At 60.4% G+C, this 21,411-nt stretch carries 19 protein-coding genes; 9 read left to right on the top strand and 10 right to left on the bottom strand.

Annotated features, from left to right (window positions below; all coding sequences use genetic code 11):
* Positions 1-96 precede the first annotated feature (96 nt).
* From HNQ64_RS07990 to HNQ64_RS07955, 8 genes are all read right to left on the bottom strand, one after another.
* Complete coding sequence (locus HNQ64_RS07990; RefSeq protein ID WP_221305378.1) at positions 97-588, bottom strand: putative molybdenum carrier protein; 492 nt, start codon at positions 586-588, stop codon at positions 97-99.
* A gap of 3 nt (positions 589-591) precedes the next feature.
* The gene (locus tag HNQ64_RS07985; protein ID WP_184207235.1) at positions 592-1,008 is read right to left on the bottom strand and encodes a hypothetical protein; all 417 of its coding nucleotides are present in this window, start codon (positions 1,006-1,008) and stop codon (positions 592-594) included.
* Between the two features lie 110 nt (positions 1,009-1,118).
* A complete protein-coding gene (locus HNQ64_RS07980; protein ID WP_184207233.1) occupies positions 1,119-2,012 on the bottom strand; it encodes a DUF4328 domain-containing protein in 894 nt (297 codons plus the stop codon).
* Positions 2,013-2,109: 97 nt separating this feature from the next.
* Positions 2,110-2,490, bottom strand: coding sequence for a VOC family protein (locus tag HNQ64_RS07975; RefSeq protein WP_184207231.1), 381 nt, complete (start codon positions 2,488-2,490; stop codon positions 2,110-2,112).
* A 113-nt stretch (positions 2,491-2,603) separates the two neighbouring features.
* A complete protein-coding gene (locus HNQ64_RS07970; protein WP_184207229.1) occupies positions 2,604-2,945 on the bottom strand; it encodes a hypothetical protein in 342 nt (113 codons plus the stop codon).
* A gap of 54 nt (positions 2,946-2,999) precedes the next feature.
* Complete coding sequence (locus HNQ64_RS07965; protein ID WP_184207228.1) at positions 3,000-3,410, bottom strand: DUF3592 domain-containing protein; 411 nt, start codon at positions 3,408-3,410, stop codon at positions 3,000-3,002.
* Between the two features lie 82 nt (positions 3,411-3,492).
* Positions 3,493-5,007, bottom strand: a complete 1,515-nt coding sequence (locus HNQ64_RS07960) for an amidase (RefSeq protein ID WP_184207226.1) — start codon at positions 5,005-5,007, stop codon at positions 3,493-3,495.
* Between the two features lie 84 nt (positions 5,008-5,091).
* The gene (locus tag HNQ64_RS07955) at positions 5,092-5,655 is read right to left on the bottom strand and encodes a thioredoxin domain-containing protein (protein WP_184207224.1); all 564 of its coding nucleotides are present in this window, start codon (positions 5,653-5,655) and stop codon (positions 5,092-5,094) included.
* A 388-nt stretch (positions 5,656-6,043) separates the two neighbouring features.
* Here HNQ64_RS07955 and gap point away from each other — a divergent pair, with 388 nt between their 5' ends.
* Entirely contained in the window at positions 6,044-7,093 is a 1,050-nt protein-coding gene (gene gap, locus HNQ64_RS07950; protein ID WP_184207277.1) for a type I glyceraldehyde-3-phosphate dehydrogenase, read from the top strand.
* Between the two features lie 382 nt (positions 7,094-7,475).
* Positions 7,476-8,633: an MFS transporter gene (locus tag HNQ64_RS07945; RefSeq protein WP_184207222.1), complete on the top strand. Its 1,158-nt coding sequence runs from the start codon at positions 7,476-7,478 to the stop codon at positions 8,631-8,633.
* A 181-nt stretch (positions 8,634-8,814) separates the two neighbouring features.
* Here the strand turns inward: HNQ64_RS07945 and HNQ64_RS07940 are convergent, their stop codons facing one another.
* The gene (locus HNQ64_RS07940; RefSeq protein ID WP_184207220.1) at positions 8,815-9,180 is read right to left on the bottom strand and encodes a hypothetical protein; all 366 of its coding nucleotides are present in this window, start codon (positions 9,178-9,180) and stop codon (positions 8,815-8,817) included.
* Between the two features lie 240 nt (positions 9,181-9,420).
* Between HNQ64_RS07940 and HNQ64_RS07935 the strand changes: the two genes are divergently transcribed.
* The 4 genes from HNQ64_RS07935 (at position 9,421) to HNQ64_RS07920 (ending at position 13,634) form a co-directional block, all read left to right on the top strand.
* The gene (locus HNQ64_RS07935; protein WP_184207219.1) at positions 9,421-10,173 is read left to right on the top strand and encodes a (Fe-S)-binding protein; all 753 of its coding nucleotides are present in this window, start codon (positions 9,421-9,423) and stop codon (positions 10,171-10,173) included.
* Between the two features lie 111 nt (positions 10,174-10,284).
* Positions 10,285-11,640 (top strand): lactate utilization protein B, encoded by a 1,356-nt coding sequence (locus HNQ64_RS07930; RefSeq protein WP_184207217.1) that lies wholly within the window; start codon positions 10,285-10,287, stop codon positions 11,638-11,640.
* A gap of 127 nt (positions 11,641-11,767) precedes the next feature.
* Complete coding sequence (locus HNQ64_RS07925; protein WP_184207215.1) at positions 11,768-12,358, top strand: LutC/YkgG family protein; 591 nt, start codon at positions 11,768-11,770, stop codon at positions 12,356-12,358.
* A gap of 436 nt (positions 12,359-12,794) precedes the next feature.
* On the top strand, positions 12,795-13,634 hold the full coding sequence (locus HNQ64_RS07920; protein WP_343075882.1) for an AraC family transcriptional regulator: 840 nt from the start codon (positions 12,795-12,797) through the stop codon (positions 13,632-13,634).
* Between the two features lie 9 nt (positions 13,635-13,643).
* Here the strand turns inward: HNQ64_RS07920 and HNQ64_RS07915 are convergent, their stop codons facing one another.
* On the bottom strand, positions 13,644-14,399 hold the full coding sequence (locus tag HNQ64_RS07915) for a phosphatase PAP2 family protein (RefSeq protein WP_184207214.1): 756 nt from the start codon (positions 14,397-14,399) through the stop codon (positions 13,644-13,646).
* Between the two features lie 352 nt (positions 14,400-14,751).
* Between HNQ64_RS07915 and HNQ64_RS07910 the strand changes: the two genes are divergently transcribed.
* From HNQ64_RS07910 to HNQ64_RS07900, 3 genes are all read left to right on the top strand, one after another.
* Positions 14,752-19,026, top strand: coding sequence for a DUF7133 domain-containing protein (locus HNQ64_RS07910; protein ID WP_184207212.1), 4,275 nt, complete (start codon positions 14,752-14,754; stop codon positions 19,024-19,026).
* Positions 19,027-19,186: 160 nt separating this feature from the next.
* Complete coding sequence (locus HNQ64_RS07905; protein ID WP_184207210.1) at positions 19,187-19,813, top strand: transposase; 627 nt, start codon at positions 19,187-19,189, stop codon at positions 19,811-19,813.
* Positions 19,814-20,180: 367 nt separating this feature from the next.
* Positions 20,181-21,389, top strand: coding sequence for a nucleoside monophosphate kinase (locus HNQ64_RS07900; protein ID WP_184207208.1), 1,209 nt, complete (start codon positions 20,181-20,183; stop codon positions 21,387-21,389).
* Positions 21,390-21,411 lie beyond the last annotated feature (22 nt).

Genomic DNA, 21,411 nt, shown 5'->3' with positions numbered 1-21,411 from the left:
CGCTGCCCCGCAAAAAACGCCCCTGGATGGACGCCATCTTTAGCAAAATCGAGACTCTAACCGCACCTCTGGTCTACTCTACTGCATAGTCCGGGTTCAAATCAGTCGTTCGAGCAAACCTCGAACGACTGTGTAAGCGTAGGCTTCCGCCTCAGGGCGGCGACTGGCACGCGGACCTGCCACATTGAGAGACTGTAAGCGATGACGCTGAACAAAATCCAATGCCAATTCAACCGCACGCTCTGGTGCGATTTCCCAGCCATTGATCAAACGATAAGGCCGCTGCTGTTTCATGCAGTGAAAGACCGTCAACTCAGTACCACCTTCCAAATCTCCAAAGTAAACGACTAGAGTGCCATCGGCATCATTTAGATTTTGGATCGTGCGAGCCTTGTAGCCTCCTTGAGGAAGTTCCTTCAATGGATAGTGAGCCGGAATGATTCCATCTTCATCAATCCGCCCTGAAGGGCACCAGCCACCACAAGGAAAGTCGAGTTCCAACGCCGCATCAAGAGCGCCACGATCGACTCCCGTCTGCCCGCCGGAAATGATGGTCAATGAAGAAGACCTCTTCTTTTTCGTCATCATCGGTTAGGCCTCTCCTTCGTTCAGGCTTTTTAAATACCCTTCCACATCGGGAGGCGATCCATAACTGTTCCAAGGATATCCGTCTTGCGATCGCAGGGGCGACCGAGGCCCCTCATCCGTAAGGCACCAATCAATCAACTGCCTTATATTACCGGGAGTGACCACACCATGAGGATCGAAGCACGGACAATAAAATCGGCTCCAATTTCCACCGGTGCCCGCCCCAGCGAATTCGGACCCGAGGATGATGATCAGTCGTTCGGTTTCATCCTGCCCCAGCACATAATGAGCGATGAACCGCTTATCCTCACTCACCACATGCAGAATCAAGTCCAGGCTATCGCGATCCTCCTGAACCCACCAAACAAACAAGCGTCCTTCGCGGACAAGTTTACGACGATTTTTCTTAGCAACGGACATGTTCAAGGGCTTTGAAGTTCCCTTTGAGCTTCCTACAAATTGCCTTCCGATCAAATGTTCATTTGAACATTTTCAGGATTAACTTTCTGATTCCGAGAACACTTCGGCCATTAAGATTGCTGATCCGTGAGCGCTTTCTGTTTCTGAAAAATTCGACTGATGAGCGTCATTGCCACGAGCGTTAACGGAATATCCACAATCCCAGAGACGATCGAAGCAATCGTCGCTGTTTTTAAGGAAGGTAGATCCGTGACGGCCATGCTGGTGCGGAAGGTGATCTGCCCCGTGATGCTAGACAAGATCCACAACGTCCACCAGAGTGGCAGAACTCCCGAACCTTCCTGGGTCTGCCAGCGTTTGGGGTTGCTGCTGACCTGCCAGATTTCGCGCATGGCCTGATAGGGCCTCACTAAATTCATGAAGGGAACAAAGTACCATCCCACGGACCAACCCGGTGTGAATTTCATCCCTTGAGCGCCAAATCCGTGGCAGTTCGCATTGGCCCGGTAGATCCACTTTAAAAAAGTAATGCCCGTGATGAGAAAGACCCCGAGATAAGCGATCCCGATGACCTGCTGTCTTGCATCGTTGGCCTCAGCCTCAGCATCCGTAAAGCCACCTTTCTCAATCATGCTCATCTGAGTAAAGTCGCTCAGTAAACTTGCCACCATGAGAGACAGGTCTAGCCAGAGCATGACCTTGAGAAACTTCGTCAGCCCGGATGGGTCCTTGGTAAAACGATACGGAGCCGTTTCACCAAACAAAGAGTTAGCCGTAGCCTCCTCATTTTCACGAGTGTACTTAGTTTCAGATTTATAGGCAGGAGTCGGTTGATAAACAGTCGTGGGCGGAAACAGTTTTGAGATGGGCTGCCACTCCCCCATCCCCTCGCGCCAATACAACGCACCCTCTCCAAATTGGCCTTCTAACCACAATGCACGCGCCTGATCCTCCTCATAAATTTTCGATTCTCCGGTGCCTGTATTGATGTAGATGGCGCTCATGCGTGCCACGACTATTCGTGAATAATAAGCTCTGTCGAGAAAATTCCTAATATCAGCACATCATCTCAACTTCACAGAATATCACTACTGAGAGGAGTCAATTGAGAGGCACGCGGTGACACACCTCAAAACGGTTCCCGCAGGGGTCTTCAAAAAACACGGCATAATAGCCGGGTTCGTAAGCCAATGGCCCCTCCACGCAACGGGCACCAGCTTGAGTAGCCACTTGGGCCAGTTCATCCACGGCCTCCACCGACTCCGCTCGGAACGCCACACGATTTTCGTTCGCCACATGGCTAGCAGATTCTGTCACGCCAAAAAACTCCGTCACACCATGGCCTGCGGCCTCATATTGCAACCAGCCCTCGATGGCCTGCCGACGTGTAAAGCCCAGCGCAGGCAACAGCCTTTCATAAAAAGGCACCGCCTCAGCTAGGTTCGGGACACGGAGGTCGAGGTGATCGTAGATTCGTCGCATCTTAGAAAGAGGTATGAGGCATAAAACACCTCACCCATGAATCGCCTCATGGCTCACGTTTGGCCTTGCCAAAAAATGCGGTCCCAAATCACGCCTCCAGCCGCGCTCCCCAATTAACGCGGGCTTTCGTAAAAAATGTAGTTCGTCGAGTGGTCGCTAAACTCAAAGTACACGCGCTTCTCGCCACTGTTCTTCACACCATCCAGGTTCTCATCCAGCACGCCGTAGCCAAAGCGGTAAGGGCGGGCCACCACATCCGTCGTCGCGGTGGCCGTGGTCAGTTTATCCACCTGGATGAATTTCCGCACCAGTTTTTCCCCCGCATACACCTCCAGGATGCCGTTCACCCCCGTCCAGTTTTGGATCGAGCGGCTCATCTGGTTTTGCGATTCCTGAGTGCAGGCCGGGATCAGAGCGAAGAGGCACAGGGCCAGAAAAGGTTTCATCATGCCCATTCATTCGTTTCTCGGCCTCAGGCTGCGAGTAGAAAAAACCGCCTTTTTTCCAACCTAACTAAAAAACAAACAGAGGGATGCGACGATGATAAGATAAACCGTCATCGCCTTACCCCCTGGCTTCAAACAAGCATAGGCCGGCCAGCGCGGGCAGTAATAAACCCAAAAACCATCCGCTTGCGACATCTCCCGCACCGTTTCATGCGCAGAGCTGAGGCCAGGAACGGAGGTGCTCCACCCCAGGTCCCCGGTGGGTCGGATGAGGGTGGAACGATAGCTGCGCCCCTGCACCTCATACTCATAGCAGACAGCCCCACTTTCTGAATGACCCCCATGATATTCCTCCTCCACCCAGGACCTCATCCTGCGCCCGGAAACCGAAGGCCAGCGACGGGAATACGCGGAGGCAGTCCCGGCGACCAAGGCCAGAAAATAAAAACTAACCGCAAGGATTAAAAGCAACATGAGACAACTTGGATCCAGGTGAGACCTGCATTTCATCCTGCATACAAGACAAACAGCATCTACCTCTTCTATGCCAGAGCAATCAAACAAACAACCGGGAGGGCACAAACTCCCGTGACACCTCATACGCGTGCCCCAGCTCCAGCAGCCGCGCCTCTGACCAGGCGGGACCGATGAAAGACAGGCCCACGGGCAGCCCCTCCGCGAGCCCCATAGGCACTGTTAAGTGTGGGTAACCAGCCACGGCGGCCTGGGTGCTAAACACTCGCACGTTGGCATCACCCAGTCCTAGATCAATGCGCCCTGCAGGATCATTGGTTGGGCAAATCAATGCATCCAATCGGTCCTTTTTCAGCGCCCTATCAATGCCCTCTGGCCCTGCCAGCCGAGTCGCCAATTGTCTGAGTTCCATGGCTTTCGCCAGATGCTCTGGCGTGTTTCGGCTTTCAGCTTCGATGAAAAACTCTTGGTTGAAGTACGGCATTTCCTGAGTGCGATGCTCTTCGTTATACGCGATCAATTCAGCCAGGGATTTCACCACCCCGCCGCGGGCTATGAGATAGGCATTCAGTTCCTGCCTAAATTCCGTCAACATCGCTATCCAGGCAGCAGAACTAGCCTCACGGTGATTCGGAATCTCCACGTCTTCCACCAGGATCGCCCCCGCTTCTTGCAGGGTTAAAAGAGAGCGCTCAAAGAGCCTCCAAACCTGGCGATTGAATCCGCTCAAAGATCTTAAAATGCCCAACCGCCGCCCTTTCAGCCCGTCCGGCCCCAGGGTAAAGCTGTAGTCCTTCGCCACCTGCGCCTGAGCCGTGGCCGCATCCCGCGCATCCGCGCCAGCCAGCACATTCAGCAGCAGCGCGGCATCCCGTACCGTTTGCGTCATCGGCCCGGCGGTGTCTTGCCAGCGTGTGATGGGAATGATGCCCGCACGACTGATCAATCCCATTGTGGGCTTGAACCCCACAATGCCGCACGCTGCGGCAGGGCTGACGATGGAGCCATTCGTCTCCGTGCCTACCGCTGCCGCGCATAGCCCCGCCGCCACCGCCACTGCAGAGCCGCTGCTGGATCCACTGGCGCTATGCTCCAGATTATGTGGATTTAAAGTGAGACCGCCGCGCGCGCTCCAGCCGCTGGTGGAGCTGGGCGAGCGGATGTTCGCCCACTCGCTGAGATTCGTTTTGCCTAAAATGACCGCCCCGGCCTCGCGCAGACGTTTCACCACTGTCGCATCCTGGGCTGGTTTCGGTGCGCCCAGCAGCGCTAGAGAGCCCGCCGTCGTCTCCATCGCATCGGCGGTTTCGATGTTGTCCTTGATCAGGATGGGGATGCCCCGCAGCGGCCCAGCCCCGCCAGGGCGGCGCACGTCCGGGTTCATCTCCACGATGGCATGCAGCTCCGGCCCGGCACGATCCAGCGCGGCGATCCGCCCCAGGTAGTAGTCCAGCACCCGTTCCGCGCCTACCCGCCCTTGATGCAGCCGCGTGGCCAGCTCCGCCACCGTCACGCCCTCCGTCGGCAGGATGTCCTCCTCACGGCGGCAACCAGCCAGGACAGTGAGGGCAGAGCCGATGAATAAACGTCTTTTCATAGTGGGCGACAGTCAGCTTGGCAAAAAAGCCCCCTGGGGGTCAAGCCCCACCTCACCCCCTGGCGGTCACTTTCCCACCACCGCTCACTTCAGACCACCGATCTTGCACCCCTGCGCCTCTGGCTGCGGCGTGGCCACTGGCTTGCCAGAAAGCACCGCGTCCAGCGCATCGCGCAGGTCCTTTGTCGTAGCGGCGCGCTGCCGCTTCGTCGGGCCCAGATAAAGGTCATTGATGCGGCCTTTATATAGCACCGCGCCCGCCGGGGACAGCAGCACGGCCTCTGGGGTAATGGCCGCGCCCACCTGCCGGGCCAGCTTCTGCTCCTTGTCCACCAGCACACTGGCCACCACCTTGTTCATATCCGCATGCTGCAACGCCACCTCCACGGTGATCTCAGAATCCGAGTGCACCAGATGCACCGCCACCCGGTCCGCATACTCCGCCGCGATCGCATTGATCTCCGGCATGAAGGGCCGAGTGGTGGAGCAGAAGGGCGAGACAAAGACCAATAGTACCGCCTTTTTTTCCCCCGCCACCAGCGGCGCATGCATTTTCCCGTCCGTCCCCTGCAACTCCAGCACGGGCTCAGCGGCGAGAAGTCCGGAGGCAAAAGTGAGGCATAGCAGCAGGAGGGGCAGGAGTTTCATAAGCCGGGAGTGGTCAAATCAGTCAAGGGGGTCAAGACGGGGCAATCCAGTCAAATTTGTCAAGGGAGGTCAAGCTGTCAAAAAAACAGCCCCCATCTCGTCACCCAAATGCCATCCCCTCCTGTTAATCCTGTCCATCTTGTCAATCCTATAAAAAAAGCCCCCTGCACATCCTCCTGCCCCCACCTCCATCTCGTCCCCCACAATCCCATCCAGCTCCTATCAATCCTTCCCGCGACTGCGGGACTGCCATCTTGTCCAAAAACTCCCCGCCCTTCCCCCCTTCCAAACCCGCCAGTTGACGCCCCCCCTCTCCTGCACTATGCACCTTTTATCCGGCGCGCTTCCTGCTGCGGCGGGTAATTGCAAATCCCACTCTCATACAACAATGGTCAAAATCGGCATCAATGGTTTCGGGCGCATCGGCCGCCTCGTGTTTCGCGCAATCTGTGATCAGGGCCTCCTGGGCAAGGAGATCGAAGTCGTCGCCGTCAACGACCTCGTGCCTGCGGATAACCTCGCTTACCTCGTGAAGTACGACTCCACACAGGGCAAGGCCAAGGAAGAAGTTTCCTCCAAAAAGAGCAGCCCTGAGCTGGCTGAAGACGACATCCTCGTCGTGGACGGTCACGAGATCAAGTGCCTGGCCGTGCGTGCGGGCCCTTCCGCCCTCCCATGGAAAGAACTCGGCGTGGACATCGTCATCGAATCCACCGGCCTCTTCACCGAGCGCAGCAAAGCCCAGGGTCACATCGACGCCGGCGCCAAGAAAGTCATCATCTCTGCCCCAGGTAAGGAAGAAGACATCACCATCGTCATGGGCGTGAACCATGAGAAGTACGATGCCTCCAAGCACCACGTCATTTCCAATGCTTCCTGCACCACCAACTGCTTGGCCCCGGTCGTGCACGTGCTGCTGAAAGAAGGTTTCGGCGTCGCCGAAGGCCTGATGACCACCATCCACAGCTACACCGCCACCCAGAAGACCGTGGACGGCCCGAGCGCCAAGGATTGGAAAGGTGGCCGTTCCGCCGCCATCAACATCATCCCAAGCAGCACTGGTGCCGCCAAGGCCGTCGGCCTGGCCATCCCTGAAGTGAAGGGCAAGCTGACCGGCATGTCCTTCCGCGTGCCTACCCCAACCGTCTCCGTCGTTGACCTCACCGTCAAGACTGAGAAGGAAACCAGCTACGCCGAGATCTCCGCCGCCATGAAGAAGGCCAGCGAGACCTACCTCAAGGGCATTCTGGGCTGGACCAAGGACGAAGTGGTGAGCACCGACTTCATCCACGACCAGAGCAGCTCCGTCTTTGACGCCGGTTCCGGCATCGAGCTGAACAGCAAGTTCTTCAAGCTCGTCAGCTGGTACGACAACGAGTGGGGTTACTCCAACCGAGTCGTGGACCTGGTGAAATACATTGTGAGCAAAGGCCTGTAATCGCCAAGAAAACAGCCCACCTTTTCAAACCCTTTCACGGGCCGGCTCGCAAGAGTCCGGCCCGTTTTTTTTATTCTTCGAGAGGAGCGCGGATTCCCTCAAGCCCCTCCTGTAAATCCTGTCCATCTTGTTAATCCTGTAAAAAACAGCATCACCGCCACCCAGCGCCCCCACCTCCATCTCGTCCCTCCCCGTCCATAAACCATCCTCTCTTCACCATCACCCCTCATCCCATGAATACCTACCCACGCCCTAACCAACACCGCGACCGAAACAAATTCCGCAGCTTCCGCCTCGTCTGCCCACCCCTGCTGCTGCCGCCGCCCATATCATAGTTGGTTAGCCCGCCCCTGTCGTGCGTCCGGTCAATCGCGCACCGCCCATGTCCCAGTACCTCTCCCAGCTTCACAGTCTCCCCCGGCCATTTTGGATCCTTGCCGGGGCCACGTTCGTCAACCGGTTTGGTCTCTTCGTCTGGCCCTTTCTCACCATCTTCATCACGCGCAATGGCAATACCGCCACGCAGGCGGGCCTCGCCGTGGCCAGCTACTCCGCCGGGGCCATGGGGGCCGCCGCCCTCGGTGGCTGGCTGGCCGATAGGCTGGGGCGCAATGTCACCCTCGCCCTCTCCGCCTTTGGCAGCGCCGCCTGCATGCTGGCCATGTCCCAGGCCACGGACTGGCGCGTGCTCGCCGTCATCGCCTTTGCCACCGGGCTCATGGGCGAGGCCGGGCACCCTGCGGGCAATGCGCTCATTCAGGACCTTGTGCCGCCGCACCAGCGCGTGCTCGCCTTCGCTGTGAACCGCTTTGCCGTGAACCTCGGCTGGTCCTTCGGCCCCGCCGTCGCCGGACTGCTGGCGGAGGGATCCTTCTTCTGGCTCTTCGTCGTGGATGCCGGCACCTCTGCCCTCTTCGGCCTCATCGCTTGGACCTGCCTGCCGCGGGGAAATCGCACCCACGCCTACCTCGCTGGCTGGGGTCCCGCGCTCGCCTCCATCCGGAAAAACCGGCCTTTCCTCGCCCTCTTCGCCGCCAGCTTCTGCGTCGCCTGGATCTTCCGCCAGACCTCCACCAGCTTTCCCCTGCACTTTGAGCGCAGCGGCCTGCCCATGTCCTGGTGTGGTCTCGTGCTGGCCATGAATGGCGTCATGATCTGCGTGCTGGAGATCCCCCTCGCCGCCGCCACCCGGCCCTGGCCCGTGCGCATGATGCTCGCACTCGGCTACCTCCTCATGGCCGGCAGTTTCCTCATCCTCACCATCGGCGGCGGCTTGGCCATTTTCATCTTCACCATGGTCGTCTTCACCGTCGGGGAAATGTTCGCCTTCTCCCGCCAGCAGGCCTATGCCGCCAGCCTGGCCCCGGATGACATGCGCGGTCGTTACTCCGGCTTCCTGAGCTTCGCCTGGTCCATCGGCGGCATCATCACCTCCATCGCCTCCCTTCACCTCTATGAGACAGCGCCCGCCCTGCTCTGGTCCGTCACCGCCGCCCTCGGCCTCCTCGCCTCCCTCCTCATTTTAAGGGTGGGGCGGTGATCAACCGAAATAGCTGGTAGAAACTGGATCAGCTCCAAATACACCCGGAATTTATCATTCCAGGCTTGGAGGGCGTGGTGATTCCGGAACCCAAAGAACAGGTCAACATTACCACCACATCACCTGACTACAGGGGAACAGTATAATGATGCCAATAGTCCATAAAAGAGCGATCCCTGCTTTACTCATCAGGTGCACGAATTTCGTCCGCCCTCTCCCACACTGTAAGAACGAGCGTTTCAGGGTCAAAGCTAAACCAGAGATGGGCCTCCCTCTGCTCAGTTTTACGAACCGAACTGCATCTGCCATCTCCAAAGCTCTCTATGTATTTCACATGGACTAGTCCATCATAATCATTACTCCGGCGATATTGGACGCTCTCAATCTCAATGTCGTCAATGTCTCCCCCAAAACCAAATCCTCCAAGTAGAGGCTCCAATCCCGCAGATTTCTTTTCAATCACATCCCGGGCAATCTTTTGGAACTCAGCAGGCTCTTCAAAAAACAACTCAGCAGCCGCCTCCGGCAGGTCAAAGTCTTCAGTCATAGGCAGATCTTCCAGGCTCATATTCAAGTTAACTGTGTAGAAATTTTTGCTCGGCATAGCTAGGAGTCGACCGACCAAGTTGCATACTTGGATTCGCGGAAAGGCATTCCAGGACATTGCTTAATTCTGCGTTATTTCAACCAGCATCCCCTTTCCGTCCCATCCAGGTGCATTCCGGTCACATTCCCGTGTGCATCCGTTGCTAGGCACCTACCATAGGCCACGTACACCTTCCCTCACATGACCCTGGGCCTTTTCATCCCCTGCTACATCGACCAGCTTTACCCTCAGGTCGGCCAGGCCACGTACACGCTGCTCACCCGTCTCGGTCATCAGGTGGAGGTGCCGGAAAAACCCGCCTGCTGCGGCCAGCCCATGTCAAACTCCGGCTTCGCCAAAGCCGGCGCAGGCTGCCTCACCGACTTCGCCCGCGAATACGCCCGCTTTGACCACATCGTCTCCCCTTCCGGCAGTTGCGTGCTGCATTTGAAGGAGAGCCTGGAGGCGCAACACTCCCCCCTGGCCCACCGCGTTTATGAACTCTGCGAGTTCCTCCACGACATCGCCAAGGTGGATTCCCTGCCCGCCCGCTTTCCCCATCGTGTGGGTCTGCACCAGAGCTGCCACGGCCTGCGCGGCCTGGGCCTCGGCAGCCCCAGCGAGTGCCGGGTGCCCGCCTTTTCTAAACCCGCCCGCCTGCTGCAAATGGTCGCCGGTTTGGAACTCGTCCCGCTGGACCGCTGCGATGAATGCTGCGGTTTCGGCGGCACCTTCTCCGTCTTTGAAAGCGATGTCTCCGTGAGCATGGGCCGCGACCGCATCCAAGATCACATCCGCCACGGGGCCGAGTTCATCACCAGTGCCGATATGTCCTGCCTCATGCACCTCGGCGGCCTCCTCTCCCGCCAGGCCCCGCAGATGAAGGTGCGGCACATCGCCGAGATCCTCGCTGGGACAGAAGAGTTGGCTATGGATGGCCATGGTTTGCCCTAGTTTGCGATGGTTTATAAAACCCACTGCTACCATCGACACCCACCAGGATAACCCCTGCAAACAACCGCTCAACCACCGCCAACGCGCGCAGCGCAAACTTCCCCCTTCCCCATGACTCACTCCGCCGCCGCTCACGAGTTCCAGCGGGATCCCGCTCGCGCCGCTTGGCATGACCAAACGCTCTGGATGGTCCGTGCCAAACGCGACCGCATGGCCGCCCGCGTGCCCGAGTGGGAGCAACTCCGCGAGGCCGCCTCCCAGATCAAGGAGCATACCCTATCCAAACTGGCCGACTACTTGGAGCAGTTCGCCGACACCGCCGCAGCGAACGGCATCCACGTCCACTGGGCTGCCGATGGCGACGAGCACAACCGCACCGTCCACAGCATCCTGAAAAAGCACGGCGCGCGCAAGCTGGTGAAGAGTAAGTCCATGCTCACCGAGGAATGCCACCTCAATCCCCACCTGGAAAAGCATGGCATCGAAGTCATTGATACCGACCTCGGCGAGCGCATCGTCCAGTTCCAGAAGATGCCGCCCAGCCACATCGTCATGCCCGCCATCCACCTGAAGCGGGCCGAAGTGGGCGAGGTCTTTCACGAGCACCTCGGCACCCCCTCCGGGCTGGATGATCCGCAGCAGCTCACCGAGGCCGCACGCCAGCATCTGCGCAGTCATTTTCTCACCGCCGATGCCGCCCTCACCGGGGTGAATTTCGCCGTAGCCGAGACTGGCGGCTTCGTCGTCTGCACCAATGAGGGCAATGCCGACATGGGCGCCCACCTCGCCCCTGTCCACATCGCCAGCATGGGGATTGAAAAGATCATCCCCCGGCAGGCCCACCTCGGCGTCTTCCTGCGCCTGCTCGCCCGCAGCGCCACCGGCCAGCCCAGCACCGTCTTCAGCTCCCATTTTTTAAAGCCGCGCCCCGGCCAGGAGATGCACATCGTCATTGTGGACAATGGCCGCAGCCGCCAGCTCGCCCGCAGCGACTACCGCAAATCACTCGCCTGCATCCGCTGCGCCGCCTGTTTTAATACCTGCCCCGTTTACCGCCGCAGCGGCGGCTACAGCTACAGCTACTTCATCTCCGGCCCCATCGGCAGCATCCTCGCGCCGAATGTGGACAAAGCCGCCCACGCCAGCATGCCCTTCGCCTCCACCCTCTGCGGCTCCTGCACCGCCGTGTGCCCCGTGAAGATTGACATCCACACCCAGCTACTGAAATGGCGGCAGGACATCACCGCCGCAGGCCATGCCCCCTGGTGGAAAAAAGCCGCCATGCACACCACCGCCTTCGTCGTCCGCCGCCCTGCCCTCTTCCGCCTCGGCGGCTGGTTCATGCGCCGCACCACCCCGCTGCTGAATCTACTCCGCCTTGATCCCTGGACCCAATCCCGCGACCTCCCCCCCGCCCCCGCCCAGACCTTCCGCCAATGGCATAACCAACAGTCTAATAAAAAATAGAGCATGAATGGAAAGTGCTCAGTGCTCAGTGCTCAGTGCTCAGTGCGAGGTCAAAGGTCAAAGGTCAAAGCGTCAAGAATCTCACTCCATCAACCATCAACCCCTCAACCATCAACCCCTCACCCCCATGAGCCGCGCCACCATCCTCGCCGCCGTCCGTCAGGCCCAGGGCAGCCCCACGCCCCTGCCCGAGGCCCCCGTGGACGCCCTGCGTGCACTGCCCAATGAAGCCTCCCTGCCGGACTTCATCGCCACGCTGGACCTCATCGGCGCACGCGTCATCCGGGGCCGCAGCTTCACCGAGGCCGCCACTTGGCTGCGCGAAAACGTCCCCGCCACAGCCGCCCTCGCCTCCCACGTCCCGCAGCTCCCCGGCACTGTGGATCTCACCACCGTTACCGATCCCCACGCGCTCGATGGCATCCACACCGCCATCCTCCACGCTCGTTTCGGCGTCTGCGAAAACGGCGCCGTCTGGCTGGATGAAACCGAGCTCGGCCCCCACCGCGTCCTCCCCTTCATTGCCGAGCATCTCTTCATCATCCTCCGCGCCGCCGATCTCGTCCCCACCCTGCACCACGCCTACGAGCGCATCGACACCATCGGCAGCGGCTTCGGCCTCTTCCTCGCCGGTCCCTCCAAGACCGCCGACATCGAACAATGCCTCGTCATCGGTGCCCACGGCGCACGCGGTGCCACGATCTTCATCCTCGACTAAACCGCCCACACCGCAACCACGAAGCATCCTGGACTGCGCCAGCCCCCTGGCGCTTTCGAGAAGCTCACCCGCCCAGCACGCCAAGTCTACTGTTGTCTAGCCTTTAGGCGACTCAACGACGTTCCGCCCACTCTCCAGATTCCCGCAAGCCTAAACATCAACAGAGCCCCTACACTTGTAAAACCCTCAAAAAATCCTGTTAATCCTGCCATCTTGTTAATCCTGTAAAAAAGCCCCCCTTCCACCACTCCGCCCCCACCTCCATCTCGTCCCCCCAATCCATCCCCTTTCTGTCAATCCTTTCCGCAACTGCGGGACTGCAATCCTGTCTAAAAAAGCCTCCCCATCTTTGCCGCCCGCCACCTTGCCACACTTCCTGTTAATCCTGTAAAAAAGCCTCCCTTCTACCAATCCGCCCCGCCCGATCTCACCCCCCGTGCCAGCCTCGCCCCCAGCTCTCATCGAAACCACTCGCGACGGCCCCAAGACCGCCCGCTGGGTACTGGAGGCCGCCGATTGCCGCGCCCTCGCCACCCACCGCATCGCCCGGCTGGGCATGGATGAAGCCGTGCCGCCCTATGAGCGCGTACGTCTTTCCCCCAGCGGCAGCTTCCTCATGGTCTGCCTCAGCGGCAGCGGTCGTGTCCTCCTGGATGGCCGCTGGCACCGTGTCAGCCCCGGCACCGCCTGCATGGCCCCGCCGCGCGTGCCCAATGCCTTTCACGCCCTCCCGGGCGAGCCCTGGCACTTCCTCTGGGTGCGTTATGACGAGCCCCCCTTTGTCACACCTCTGGTTAGCGCCGCCTCCCCTGTAAAGGTCAAGGTGGATGCCGCCCAGCTCCACCGCATCTGGGCCGGCCTGCGTGGCGAGTGGGAAAGCACCCGCGATGTGAAGGCCCTGCATCACTGGACCGAACTCCTCCAGCACCACACCCGCCGCCTCGCCGAACCCTGGCGTCGCGATGAACGCCTGCGCCGCCTCTGGCAGGAGGTGGAAACCCGCCTGGCCGAGGATTGGACGCTCGCCTCCCTGGCCCACGCCGCCCACGTCAGCGAGGAGCACTTCCGCCGCCTTTGCTGGAAAGAACTGGGCCGCAGCCCCATGGCCCACCTCACCTCGCTGCGCATCCAGGCCGCCCAAGAGATGCTCAGCAACACCGAGGATAAGCAAGAGGTCATCGCCCAGCAGATCGGCTACCGCAGCCCCATCGCCTTCTCCCGCGCCTTCCGTCGCTGGGCCGGCTGCCTCCCCTCCGACTACCGCGCCCGGGCTTGATCTAATAGATCACTCACTCTCTTCCAGCGTCTTCGCCTCCTCATCACCACGGCCCTCATCGCCAGGACGGCGAGGGTCCACCTTCAGCGCGATGAGGCCAAACGTCACCGCCCAGGCCCCGCCCAGCGTCCAGCCCGCCAGCACATCCGTGGGCCAGTGCACGCCCAGATACACCCGACTGCAACCCACCAGCAGCGCAATGATCACCGATAGCGACACAATGTACAGCCGCACCTTCCGGCTGGGCTGCGTGCGCGCCAGCATCACGCCCAGCGTCAGATAGACCACCGCCGCCATCATCGCATGGCCGCTGGGAAAGCTGGCGCTCGTCACCAGCACCCCATGCGGCACCAGGTCCGGGCGCGGACGGCCAAACAAACTTTTCAACCACGCCGAGGCCTGCATCCCACCCGTGATGGCCACCAGCGTCAGCAGCGACAGCCGCACCCGGCCATACAGCAGCATCAGCCCCATGGAGACCACCGTCAGCCCGGTCAGGATCGTGAATCCCCCCAGCGCCGTCAGGTCCCGCCCCATCTCCTCCATCCACGGCGGGCCCAGTGGATCCGCCGGATTCCCCGCCTCCCGCATCGCCAGCAGGATCTTCTCATCATAGCTGTGCGATTCCTTTTGCTGCACCTCCTCCGCGATCTCGATAAAGCCCAGCAGCCCGCAGGCAATGATCAGCAACGCCGCCGGGATCAGTGGCTCCTTGCGCCACTGGCGCACCTGATTTTGAAAAAGCTCCCACGAACGCGCAATCATAATTCAATAACCTCACCCCTACCTCACCTCCGGCCAAAATCCCCCTGAATTTCGACCCACCCGTCACCCATTTTTTCGGCCCTCCCCCGCCCTCCGGATGCCTCACTCGACAGGCTTTGGCAAAAAGAGGTAGCCGCCTGCGTACCGTACGCCGGATGGCCAGACCGAAAGCTCACCCACCCCCGAGCTTACCCCAGCTCCCCAAGGAGCGGGACTTGCCAAGTCCCGTCATCTCACGCCTCCGCCCGCTCTCTCCCCTCGCACCCACCCACCCTGTGCATTTCGGTCACCTCCTTGTGGACGCCCTCGCAGGAATCTGGTGGAATGCCCGCGTTATATCGTCTCCACCACCATGCGCCGCTTTGCCCTCCTCTGCCTGCTGCTCACCACAGCCCTGCCCCTCTGGGCCCAGCCCGTCTCCCTCTTCGATGGCAAATCCCTCACTGGCTGGGACTTCGACCCCGCCGTCTGGCGCATTGAGGGCGGCCTCATGACCGGCGGTTCCCTCACCGAAAAAGTCACGCAGAACTACTTCATCTGCACTCACAAGAGCTACCAGAACTTCGATCTCAAACTGAAGATCAAAGTCAGCGGCGATCCCACCACTGGCATGCTGAACAGCGGCATTCAAATCCGCAGCTTGCGTGTGCCCAGCGGCCATCACATGAGCGGTTACCAGGTGGACTGCGGCAAGGGCTGGTTCGGCAAAATTTATGACGAATTCCGCCGCAACAAAGTCATCGCCGAACCTCTCGACGCCGCCGCGTTGGACAAGGCCGTGGACGTCTATGGCTGGAACGAATACCGCATCCGCGCAGAAGGCCCACGCATCCAGGTCTGGATCAATGGCGTCGCCGCGATTGACTACACCGAGGCCGACAAAAACGTCGCGCTCGATGGCCAACTCGGCCCCCAGGTCCACAGCGGCGGTGCCTGCATCGTGCAGGTAAAGGACATCACGATTGAGGAACTCCCCGCCACCCCCGGTGCGCCCACCTGGCAGTCCCTCGGCGGCGTCGAGGCCGCACGCAAACTCCTCGCCCCACCCGCCAAAGGCAAACGCGACACCAGTTACAACAACGTTCAAGGCACCGCCAAAACCGCAGCCGAGCAGCAAAAGCTCTTCCACCTGCCCGAAGGTTACGACATCGAACTCGTCGTCCAGGAAAGCGACGGCATCGGCAAATTCGTCAGCGTGTATTTTGATCAGCGCGGCCGTTTGTGGACGCAGACCGCCTTTGAATATCCGGTGGATGCCAATGAAAACCCCGCCGCAGCCGAGGCCATCTACAACAGCCCCGGCAAGGACAAAGTCCTCATCTATTCCCGCGAGGCCCTCAATGCCCCGCTGCCTCCCGGCGGCCTAACCAATCCTGTGGTCTATGCCCAGGGCCTCGCCATCCCCCTGGGCATCCTGCCCTGGGGCAATGGCGACACCTGCTACATCCAGCATGGCCATGACCTGAAGCTCTTCAAGGATACCGATGGCGACAGCCGGGCCGATACCCACGAAGTCCTCCTCACCGGCTTCGGCGTGCAGGACAGCCACCTCTTCCCCCATCAGTTCACCCGCGCCCCCGGCGGCTGGATCTGGATGGCCCAGGGCCTCTTTAACAACAGCCAGGTCCACAAGCCTGGCAGCAAAGCCCTCGTGGATTACCCCAAGTGCGGCATGGCCCGCATGCGGCCCGATGGCAGCGACTTTGAAGTCACCAGCGTCGGGCCTAACAACATTTGGGGACTCGTCATCACCGGCGAGGGCGAGACCTTCATCCAGGAGGCCAACGACTACGGCTACCCCGTCATGCCCTTCCATGAATACGCCTACTACCCCGGCGGCATGGAGGCCCTGAAAAAAAGCTACCAGCCCGATTTCCCACCACAGGCGGATTTCCGCATGGGCGGTACCGGCCTCAGCGGCCTCGCCCTCATTGAAAACGGCCCCCTCGTCGATGCCCAGGCCGCCCATACCATAGCTGTCGCCAACCCCATCACATCCAAGGTCCAAACCCTCGCCATGCACCGCGACGGCGCCTACTGGAAGCTCGAACAAAAGCCCGACCTCATCACCTGCGACGATCCCTTCTTCCGCCCCGTGGCCCTCACCAACGGCCCCGACGGCTGCATCTACATCGTGGACTGGTATAACAAAATCATCTCCCACAACGAAGTCCCCCGCGCCCACCCCGACCGCGACAAAACCCGAGGCCGCATCTGGCGCATCGTCCCGAGAGGAGCGCGGACACTCCTGTCCGCATCTAAAACCGAAGCGGCGCAGCCGCCTATCTCCAGGCCCTCGCCTGACCAGCCGACTCCCGACTCCACCTCCAAAGAAATGGGCAAAAGTGCCCACGCTCCCCTCCCCCCCATCCCCGATTTCACCCAGCTCAGCAACGAAGACCTCATCGCCCTCCTCGCCACCAAACCCACCGCCAAAGCCCACCTCGCCTGGCAGACATTGGTGGACCGCGGCATGCTACCAAAAGATCATTGGTCGAGCCAAGAGTACTCTTCGCCTCCTCTCACCAAAGAAGTCCGCTCCTTGGCAAACAATCTGACGAATGAAAACATCGCCAAGCTCCTCTCCTTCGCCAAGCCCTCCCTCCCCAGCGGCCCCACCATCCAGTCCTCACGCGGTGCCAAACAAATCCCCGTTCGCGAAGCTTATGACCGCGAGTTCGAACGCTTCCTAGTTCGCATGTTCCTAGAGCGGCATCCGGAGGCCGTCGCCAAGTTCCTCGATTCCGAAACCGCCGCCGCACTCCCCGTCGAGGCCCGCGTCCTCGCCGCCCTGGCCCTGGATCCGAAAACCAGCGCCACCCGCGTCGCCAAACTCCTGCCCCAGCTCGACCGCGCCCCGAATGACGAAGAGCTCCTCCGCCTCGCCCAGTTCCCCGAAGAACCCGGCGTGGGCGCAGCCCTGAAAGCCCTGCTCTCCCTGCCCGCATCGGGGGCCGTCGTCGCGGAAAAACTCCTGGCCAAACGCACCTTGCTGGATGCCCCCCGCGTCGCCCCCATCCTCCAAGAGACCGCCCTCAGCATGCTGAAGAGTGACGACTTGCCCACCCGCAAACAGGCCCTCGTGCTGTGCAGCGGCTTTCAAATTCCCGCCGAGGAACACGTCATCGAGCCCCTCTACCAGCGGCAGCAGCTGGTCTTTGCAGGCCAGCCCGTCCCCCAGGATGAAAGTGGCGAACTCGCCCTCCGCCTCGCCGCCTTGGCCGCCATCCGTTCGCCCGAAACCCAGCTCTTCTACGTCCTCGCCGAATCCGATCCCGACTCCACCCTCCGCGATGCCGCGCTGGATGCCCTCATCGCCGCCAGCACCAACTCCGTTCACAGCGCCTGCGAACGCCTCTTCAAGCTCTACCCCAAGCTCACCCCCGCCCAGCGTAAGCGCACGCTCAATGCCCTCTCCGGCCAGGCCGAAGGCGGAGCCAAAAGCCTGCTCGCCGCCATTCTCGACAAAACCATCCCCCAGGCCGATCTCGACGGCCCTGTGCTCGAACGTCTCGCCACCGTCCTGGGCGAAGATCCCGCCCTGGCCCAGCTACAGCAGCAACTCGGCGGCGTGTTTGGCGAAGTGCTTTTGCTCGATGGCCAAGACAGCGCCTGGGTGGATTCCAAGCTCACTCTTGAAGGTCCCTTCACCGTCGAGACCTGGGTCCGCCTAACCGAAGGTATCGGAAATCAGGACAGCATCCTCGGCTCGCCGAAACAGATTGACCTCAACTTCTTCGGCTCCAAATTTCGCGTCTGGCTCGGGGATGGCATCGGCGATGTCGCGGTCGCACAAAAGCCTATGACGCCCGATCTCTGGACCCACGTGGCCATCACCCGTGATGCTGGAGGCACCTTCAAGCTTTATCAAAACGGCGAGCTGGAAGCCACCAGTAGCAAGAAATCCATCGCCCCCTTCAAAGACTGCCGCATCGGCTGGAGCGGCCCCAACCAGGGCACCCACGGCGCGCTCAGCGAATTCCGTGTGTGGAAACAGGCCCGCACCGAGGCCCAGATCCGCGCCCATTTTGACCGCATCCTGCCCCCCACCACCGAAGGCCTGCACTTCACCGCCGCCCGCGACCCGAAGCCCGCCACGCCCAAGCTCTATGGCCAGGGCGCACGCATCGCCAAGACTCTGGACACCCCACCGCTGCTCACCGAGGCCCAGGCCCAGAAGCTGGATGCCCAGTTCACCCGCTACACCGCCCTCGCTACCCAGGGCAAGGCACCGCAGGGCCAGCCCCTCGCCGCCCTCTGCCTCGCCTGTCATCAGATCGGCAGCACCGGCGGCCAGATCGGCCCCAACCTCAGCGGCGCTGGGGCCATGGGCCTCGAGGCCGTGCTGCGCAACATCCTCACCCCCAATGCCGCCATGGAGCCCGGCTACCGCATCTTCCGCCTGGAGATGATGAATGGCGACCTCCTGGATGCCTTCTACGTCAGCGAAGACGCCCAAGCCTACGTCGTGCGCCAGCCCGGCCTGCCCGACCGCCGCGTGCCCAAAAAAGACGTCCGCACCACCCGCTACATCCGCCGCAGCCTCATGCCCGAAGGCCTCCTCGATGCCCTAACCGACCAGCAAGCCGCCGACCTCCTCGCCTACCTCATGACCCTCAAAGGGTAAGCGATCAGCTCACACGCCCCCGAGCTTTCACAACGCCCCCCCAAGGAGCGGGACTTGCCAAGTCCCGTCATCTCACGTCCCACTTCTCCCTTGCACACTCTCCAGCGAGTTATCCAAGCCTCACCTTGCCAACTCCCACTCTTTGCCTAGCCTCCGTTGAATGAAGTTTTTCAATCCGTTCGCGGACATTCACGTCACGCGGAACAACTTGACGCACTGGCAGCAACCAGGCGCGACTTACTTCATCACCTTCCGTATGGCCGATTCGTTACCAGCTGAGATGCTGAGCCAGCTCAAGGCCGAACGCCAGCTTTGGCAGCAAATTCACCCGCCCCCACTCTCGCCCGAGGATGAGGCCGAATATCACCAGCGTTTCTCTGCTCGCCTGGACCAAGGGCTGGATCGCGGTTTCGGTTCCTGCGCGCTGCGTCACACGGATCATCGCCAGACCATGGAGGAATCGCTGAATTTCTTTCAAGGACAGCGTTACAAGCTGCTGTCTTACGTCATCATGCCCAATCACGTGCATGGGCTGATGACGCTTCATCCAGACTGGTCTTTGGAAAAAATCATCTTCAGTTGGAAACGCCGCACCGCTGGAGTGCTCCATCAAAAGCTGGCTCTGGACGGACAGTTCTGGCAGCACGACTACTTTGACCGCCTGATCCGCGACGAAGATCATTTGAGAAACGTGATCCGCTATATCCGTCGCAACCCCGCCAAGGCTGGACTAACCGAAGGTCACTACACCCTCTGGGAAAGCGAGCTCGCACAAGCCGTGCGCTAACAAAAAACAAGGGCAAGACTTGCCCAAGCCAGCAAAACTCGCTGTGGACTTTGCAAGGATAACACGAACGCGTGAGATGGCGGGACTTGGCAAGTCCCGCTCCTTGTTGATCCCCCATCACCTCGTCACTCAAACGACTCCGCAAGTTCACCTGCCCCAGATGTTATTCCCCCCGCAAGCTCACCAACCCCCAAGGAGCGGGACTTGCCAAGTCCCGTCATCTCACGCCCCCGCTGCGCTCCTGGCCAACTCTTCATCGCACCGCCCTCATTGCTTTCTCCCCAAGCGCTACTGCCGCTTGCCCCCAAACCACCGCTTTTCCAAGACGGGACTTGGCAAGCTGCGCTCCTTGGGATAAGCCCACCGCATGCAGTCTACCTCCGCTGAATCCACCGCCAAACCAGCCGCGCCTCCCGATCTGGAAATCAAGGACGCCCAGCTCATTTTCAATCAGGTGTGGAAGCAGCTCGAGGACGACTATGGCCGCGAGAACCTGCGTTTTCCCAAGGAACTCATCCTCCTCGGCGGTGCCCCCGGGGCGGGCAAAGGCACCAACACCAACTTCATCCGCAAGCTGCGCGGCATCACGGCCGAGCCTATCGTCGTCAGCGCCCTCCTCGACAGTCCCGAATCCCAAAAGCTGAAGTCCCAGGGCGGCATGGTGGGCGACCGCGAAGTCGTCGGCATCCTCTTCCGCAAGCTCCTCGAGCCCGAGCAGCAAAACGGGGCCATCCTTGATGGCTTCCCGCGCACCAAGGTGCAGGTGGAGTGCCTGAAGCTGCTCTTTGATGAAATGATGCGCCTGCGGCGGGACTTCTCCGCCACGCCCGATGCCTTCCATTTCAAACAGCCCATTTTCCACATCATGGTGCTCTTTGTGGATGAGGCCGAAAGCATCGCCCGCCAGCTCAAACGCGGCCAGGAAGTCCTCGCCCACAATGAAGAAGTTCGCCGCTCCGGCCTGGGGGAACTTTGGGAAGAACGCGCCACCGACTTCGATCCTACTCTCGCCCGCAACCGCTACAAGGTCTTCAAAGAGAAGACGTACGATGCGCTCGTCTCCCTGAAGGAAATCTTCCACTACCACTTCATCAATGCCCAGGCCTCCCTGGACCTCGTGCAGGAAAACATCGTGCGCGAGCTGGAGTACCAAAGCTCCCTGGAGTTGGACCCCCGCACCTTCGACCTCCTGCGCAAGCTGCCGCTGGCCAGCGAAATCATCCGTCATGCCCGGCAGGACCTCGTCCGCCGCCTGGACAGCTACAAGGTGGAAAAGGCCGATCTCATGCAGGCCGTCGTGGACTTCATCGAAGGCAAAATGATGCCCATCATCGTCCGTCACTCCATCTCAGGCCGCGCCGACATCAATTCGGAAAACACCCTCTTCCACGACCCCGAAGCCCTGGCCATCCTCATTGACATCTTCTCCGAGCGCGGCTTCCACGCCACCGCCGATCTCCACCTCATTGAGATCCCCGAACGCTTCGACCTGCAGACCGGCGAGATCCAATGCCGGAAGAAAAAAGTCTTCCGCTTTAACATCCGCTTCAAAGGCTCCGAGATCCGCCGTGGATAGTTGTTGCCAGCTTTGCCCTCGA

The organism is Prosthecobacter dejongeii, assembly GCF_014203045.1.
Classification (GTDB): Bacteria; Verrucomicrobiota; Verrucomicrobiia; order Verrucomicrobiales; family Verrucomicrobiaceae; genus Prosthecobacter; species Prosthecobacter dejongeii.
The sequence above is the reverse complement of the archived record's forward strand: the minus strand, read 5'-3'. Positions and strand labels throughout refer to the sequence as shown.

Excerpts from the sequence above, each read along its gene's own strand:
- HNQ64_RS07990 (WP_221305378.1), bottom strand. The coding sequence starts at position 588 with ATGATGACGAAAAAGAAGAGGTCTTCTTCATTGACCATCATTTCCGGC.
- HNQ64_RS07985 (WP_184207235.1), bottom strand. The coding sequence starts at position 1,008 with ATGTCCGTTGCTAAGAAAAATCGTCGTAAACTTGTCCGCGAAGGACGC.
- HNQ64_RS07980 (WP_184207233.1), bottom strand. The coding sequence starts at position 2,012 with ATGAGCGCCATCTACATCAATACAGGCACCGGAGAATCGAAAATTTAT.
- HNQ64_RS07975 (WP_184207231.1), bottom strand. The coding sequence starts at position 2,490 with ATGCGACGAATCTACGATCACCTCGACCTCCGTGTCCCGAACCTAGCT.
- HNQ64_RS07970 (WP_184207229.1), bottom strand. The coding sequence starts at position 2,945 with ATGGGCATGATGAAACCTTTTCTGGCCCTGTGCCTCTTCGCTCTGATC.
- HNQ64_RS07965 (WP_184207228.1), bottom strand. The coding sequence starts at position 3,410 with ATGTTGCTTTTAATCCTTGCGGTTAGTTTTTATTTTCTGGCCTTGGTC.
- HNQ64_RS07960 (WP_184207226.1), bottom strand. The coding sequence starts at position 5,007 with ATGAAAAGACGTTTATTCATCGGCTCTGCCCTCACTGTCCTGGCTGGT.
- HNQ64_RS07955 (WP_184207224.1), bottom strand. The coding sequence starts at position 5,655 with ATGAAACTCCTGCCCCTCCTGCTGCTATGCCTCACTTTTGCCTCCGGA.
- gap (WP_184207277.1), top strand. The coding sequence starts at position 6,044 with ATGGTCAAAATCGGCATCAATGGTTTCGGGCGCATCGGCCGCCTCGTG.
- HNQ64_RS07945 (WP_184207222.1), top strand. The coding sequence starts at position 7,476 with ATGTCCCAGTACCTCTCCCAGCTTCACAGTCTCCCCCGGCCATTTTGG.
- HNQ64_RS07940 (WP_184207220.1), bottom strand. The coding sequence starts at position 9,180 with ATGACTGAAGACTTTGACCTGCCGGAGGCGGCTGCTGAGTTGTTTTTT.
- HNQ64_RS07935 (WP_184207219.1), top strand. The coding sequence starts at position 9,421 with ATGACCCTGGGCCTTTTCATCCCCTGCTACATCGACCAGCTTTACCCT.
- HNQ64_RS07930 (WP_184207217.1), top strand. The coding sequence starts at position 10,285 with ATGACTCACTCCGCCGCCGCTCACGAGTTCCAGCGGGATCCCGCTCGC.
- HNQ64_RS07925 (WP_184207215.1), top strand. The coding sequence starts at position 11,768 with ATGAGCCGCGCCACCATCCTCGCCGCCGTCCGTCAGGCCCAGGGCAGC.
- HNQ64_RS07915 (WP_184207214.1), bottom strand. The coding sequence starts at position 14,399 with ATGATTGCGCGTTCGTGGGAGCTTTTTCAAAATCAGGTGCGCCAGTGG.
- HNQ64_RS07910 (WP_184207212.1), top strand. The coding sequence starts at position 14,752 with ATGCGCCGCTTTGCCCTCCTCTGCCTGCTGCTCACCACAGCCCTGCCC.
- HNQ64_RS07905 (WP_184207210.1), top strand. The coding sequence starts at position 19,187 with ATGAAGTTTTTCAATCCGTTCGCGGACATTCACGTCACGCGGAACAAC.
- HNQ64_RS07900 (WP_184207208.1), top strand. The coding sequence starts at position 20,181 with ATGCAGTCTACCTCCGCTGAATCCACCGCCAAACCAGCCGCGCCTCCC.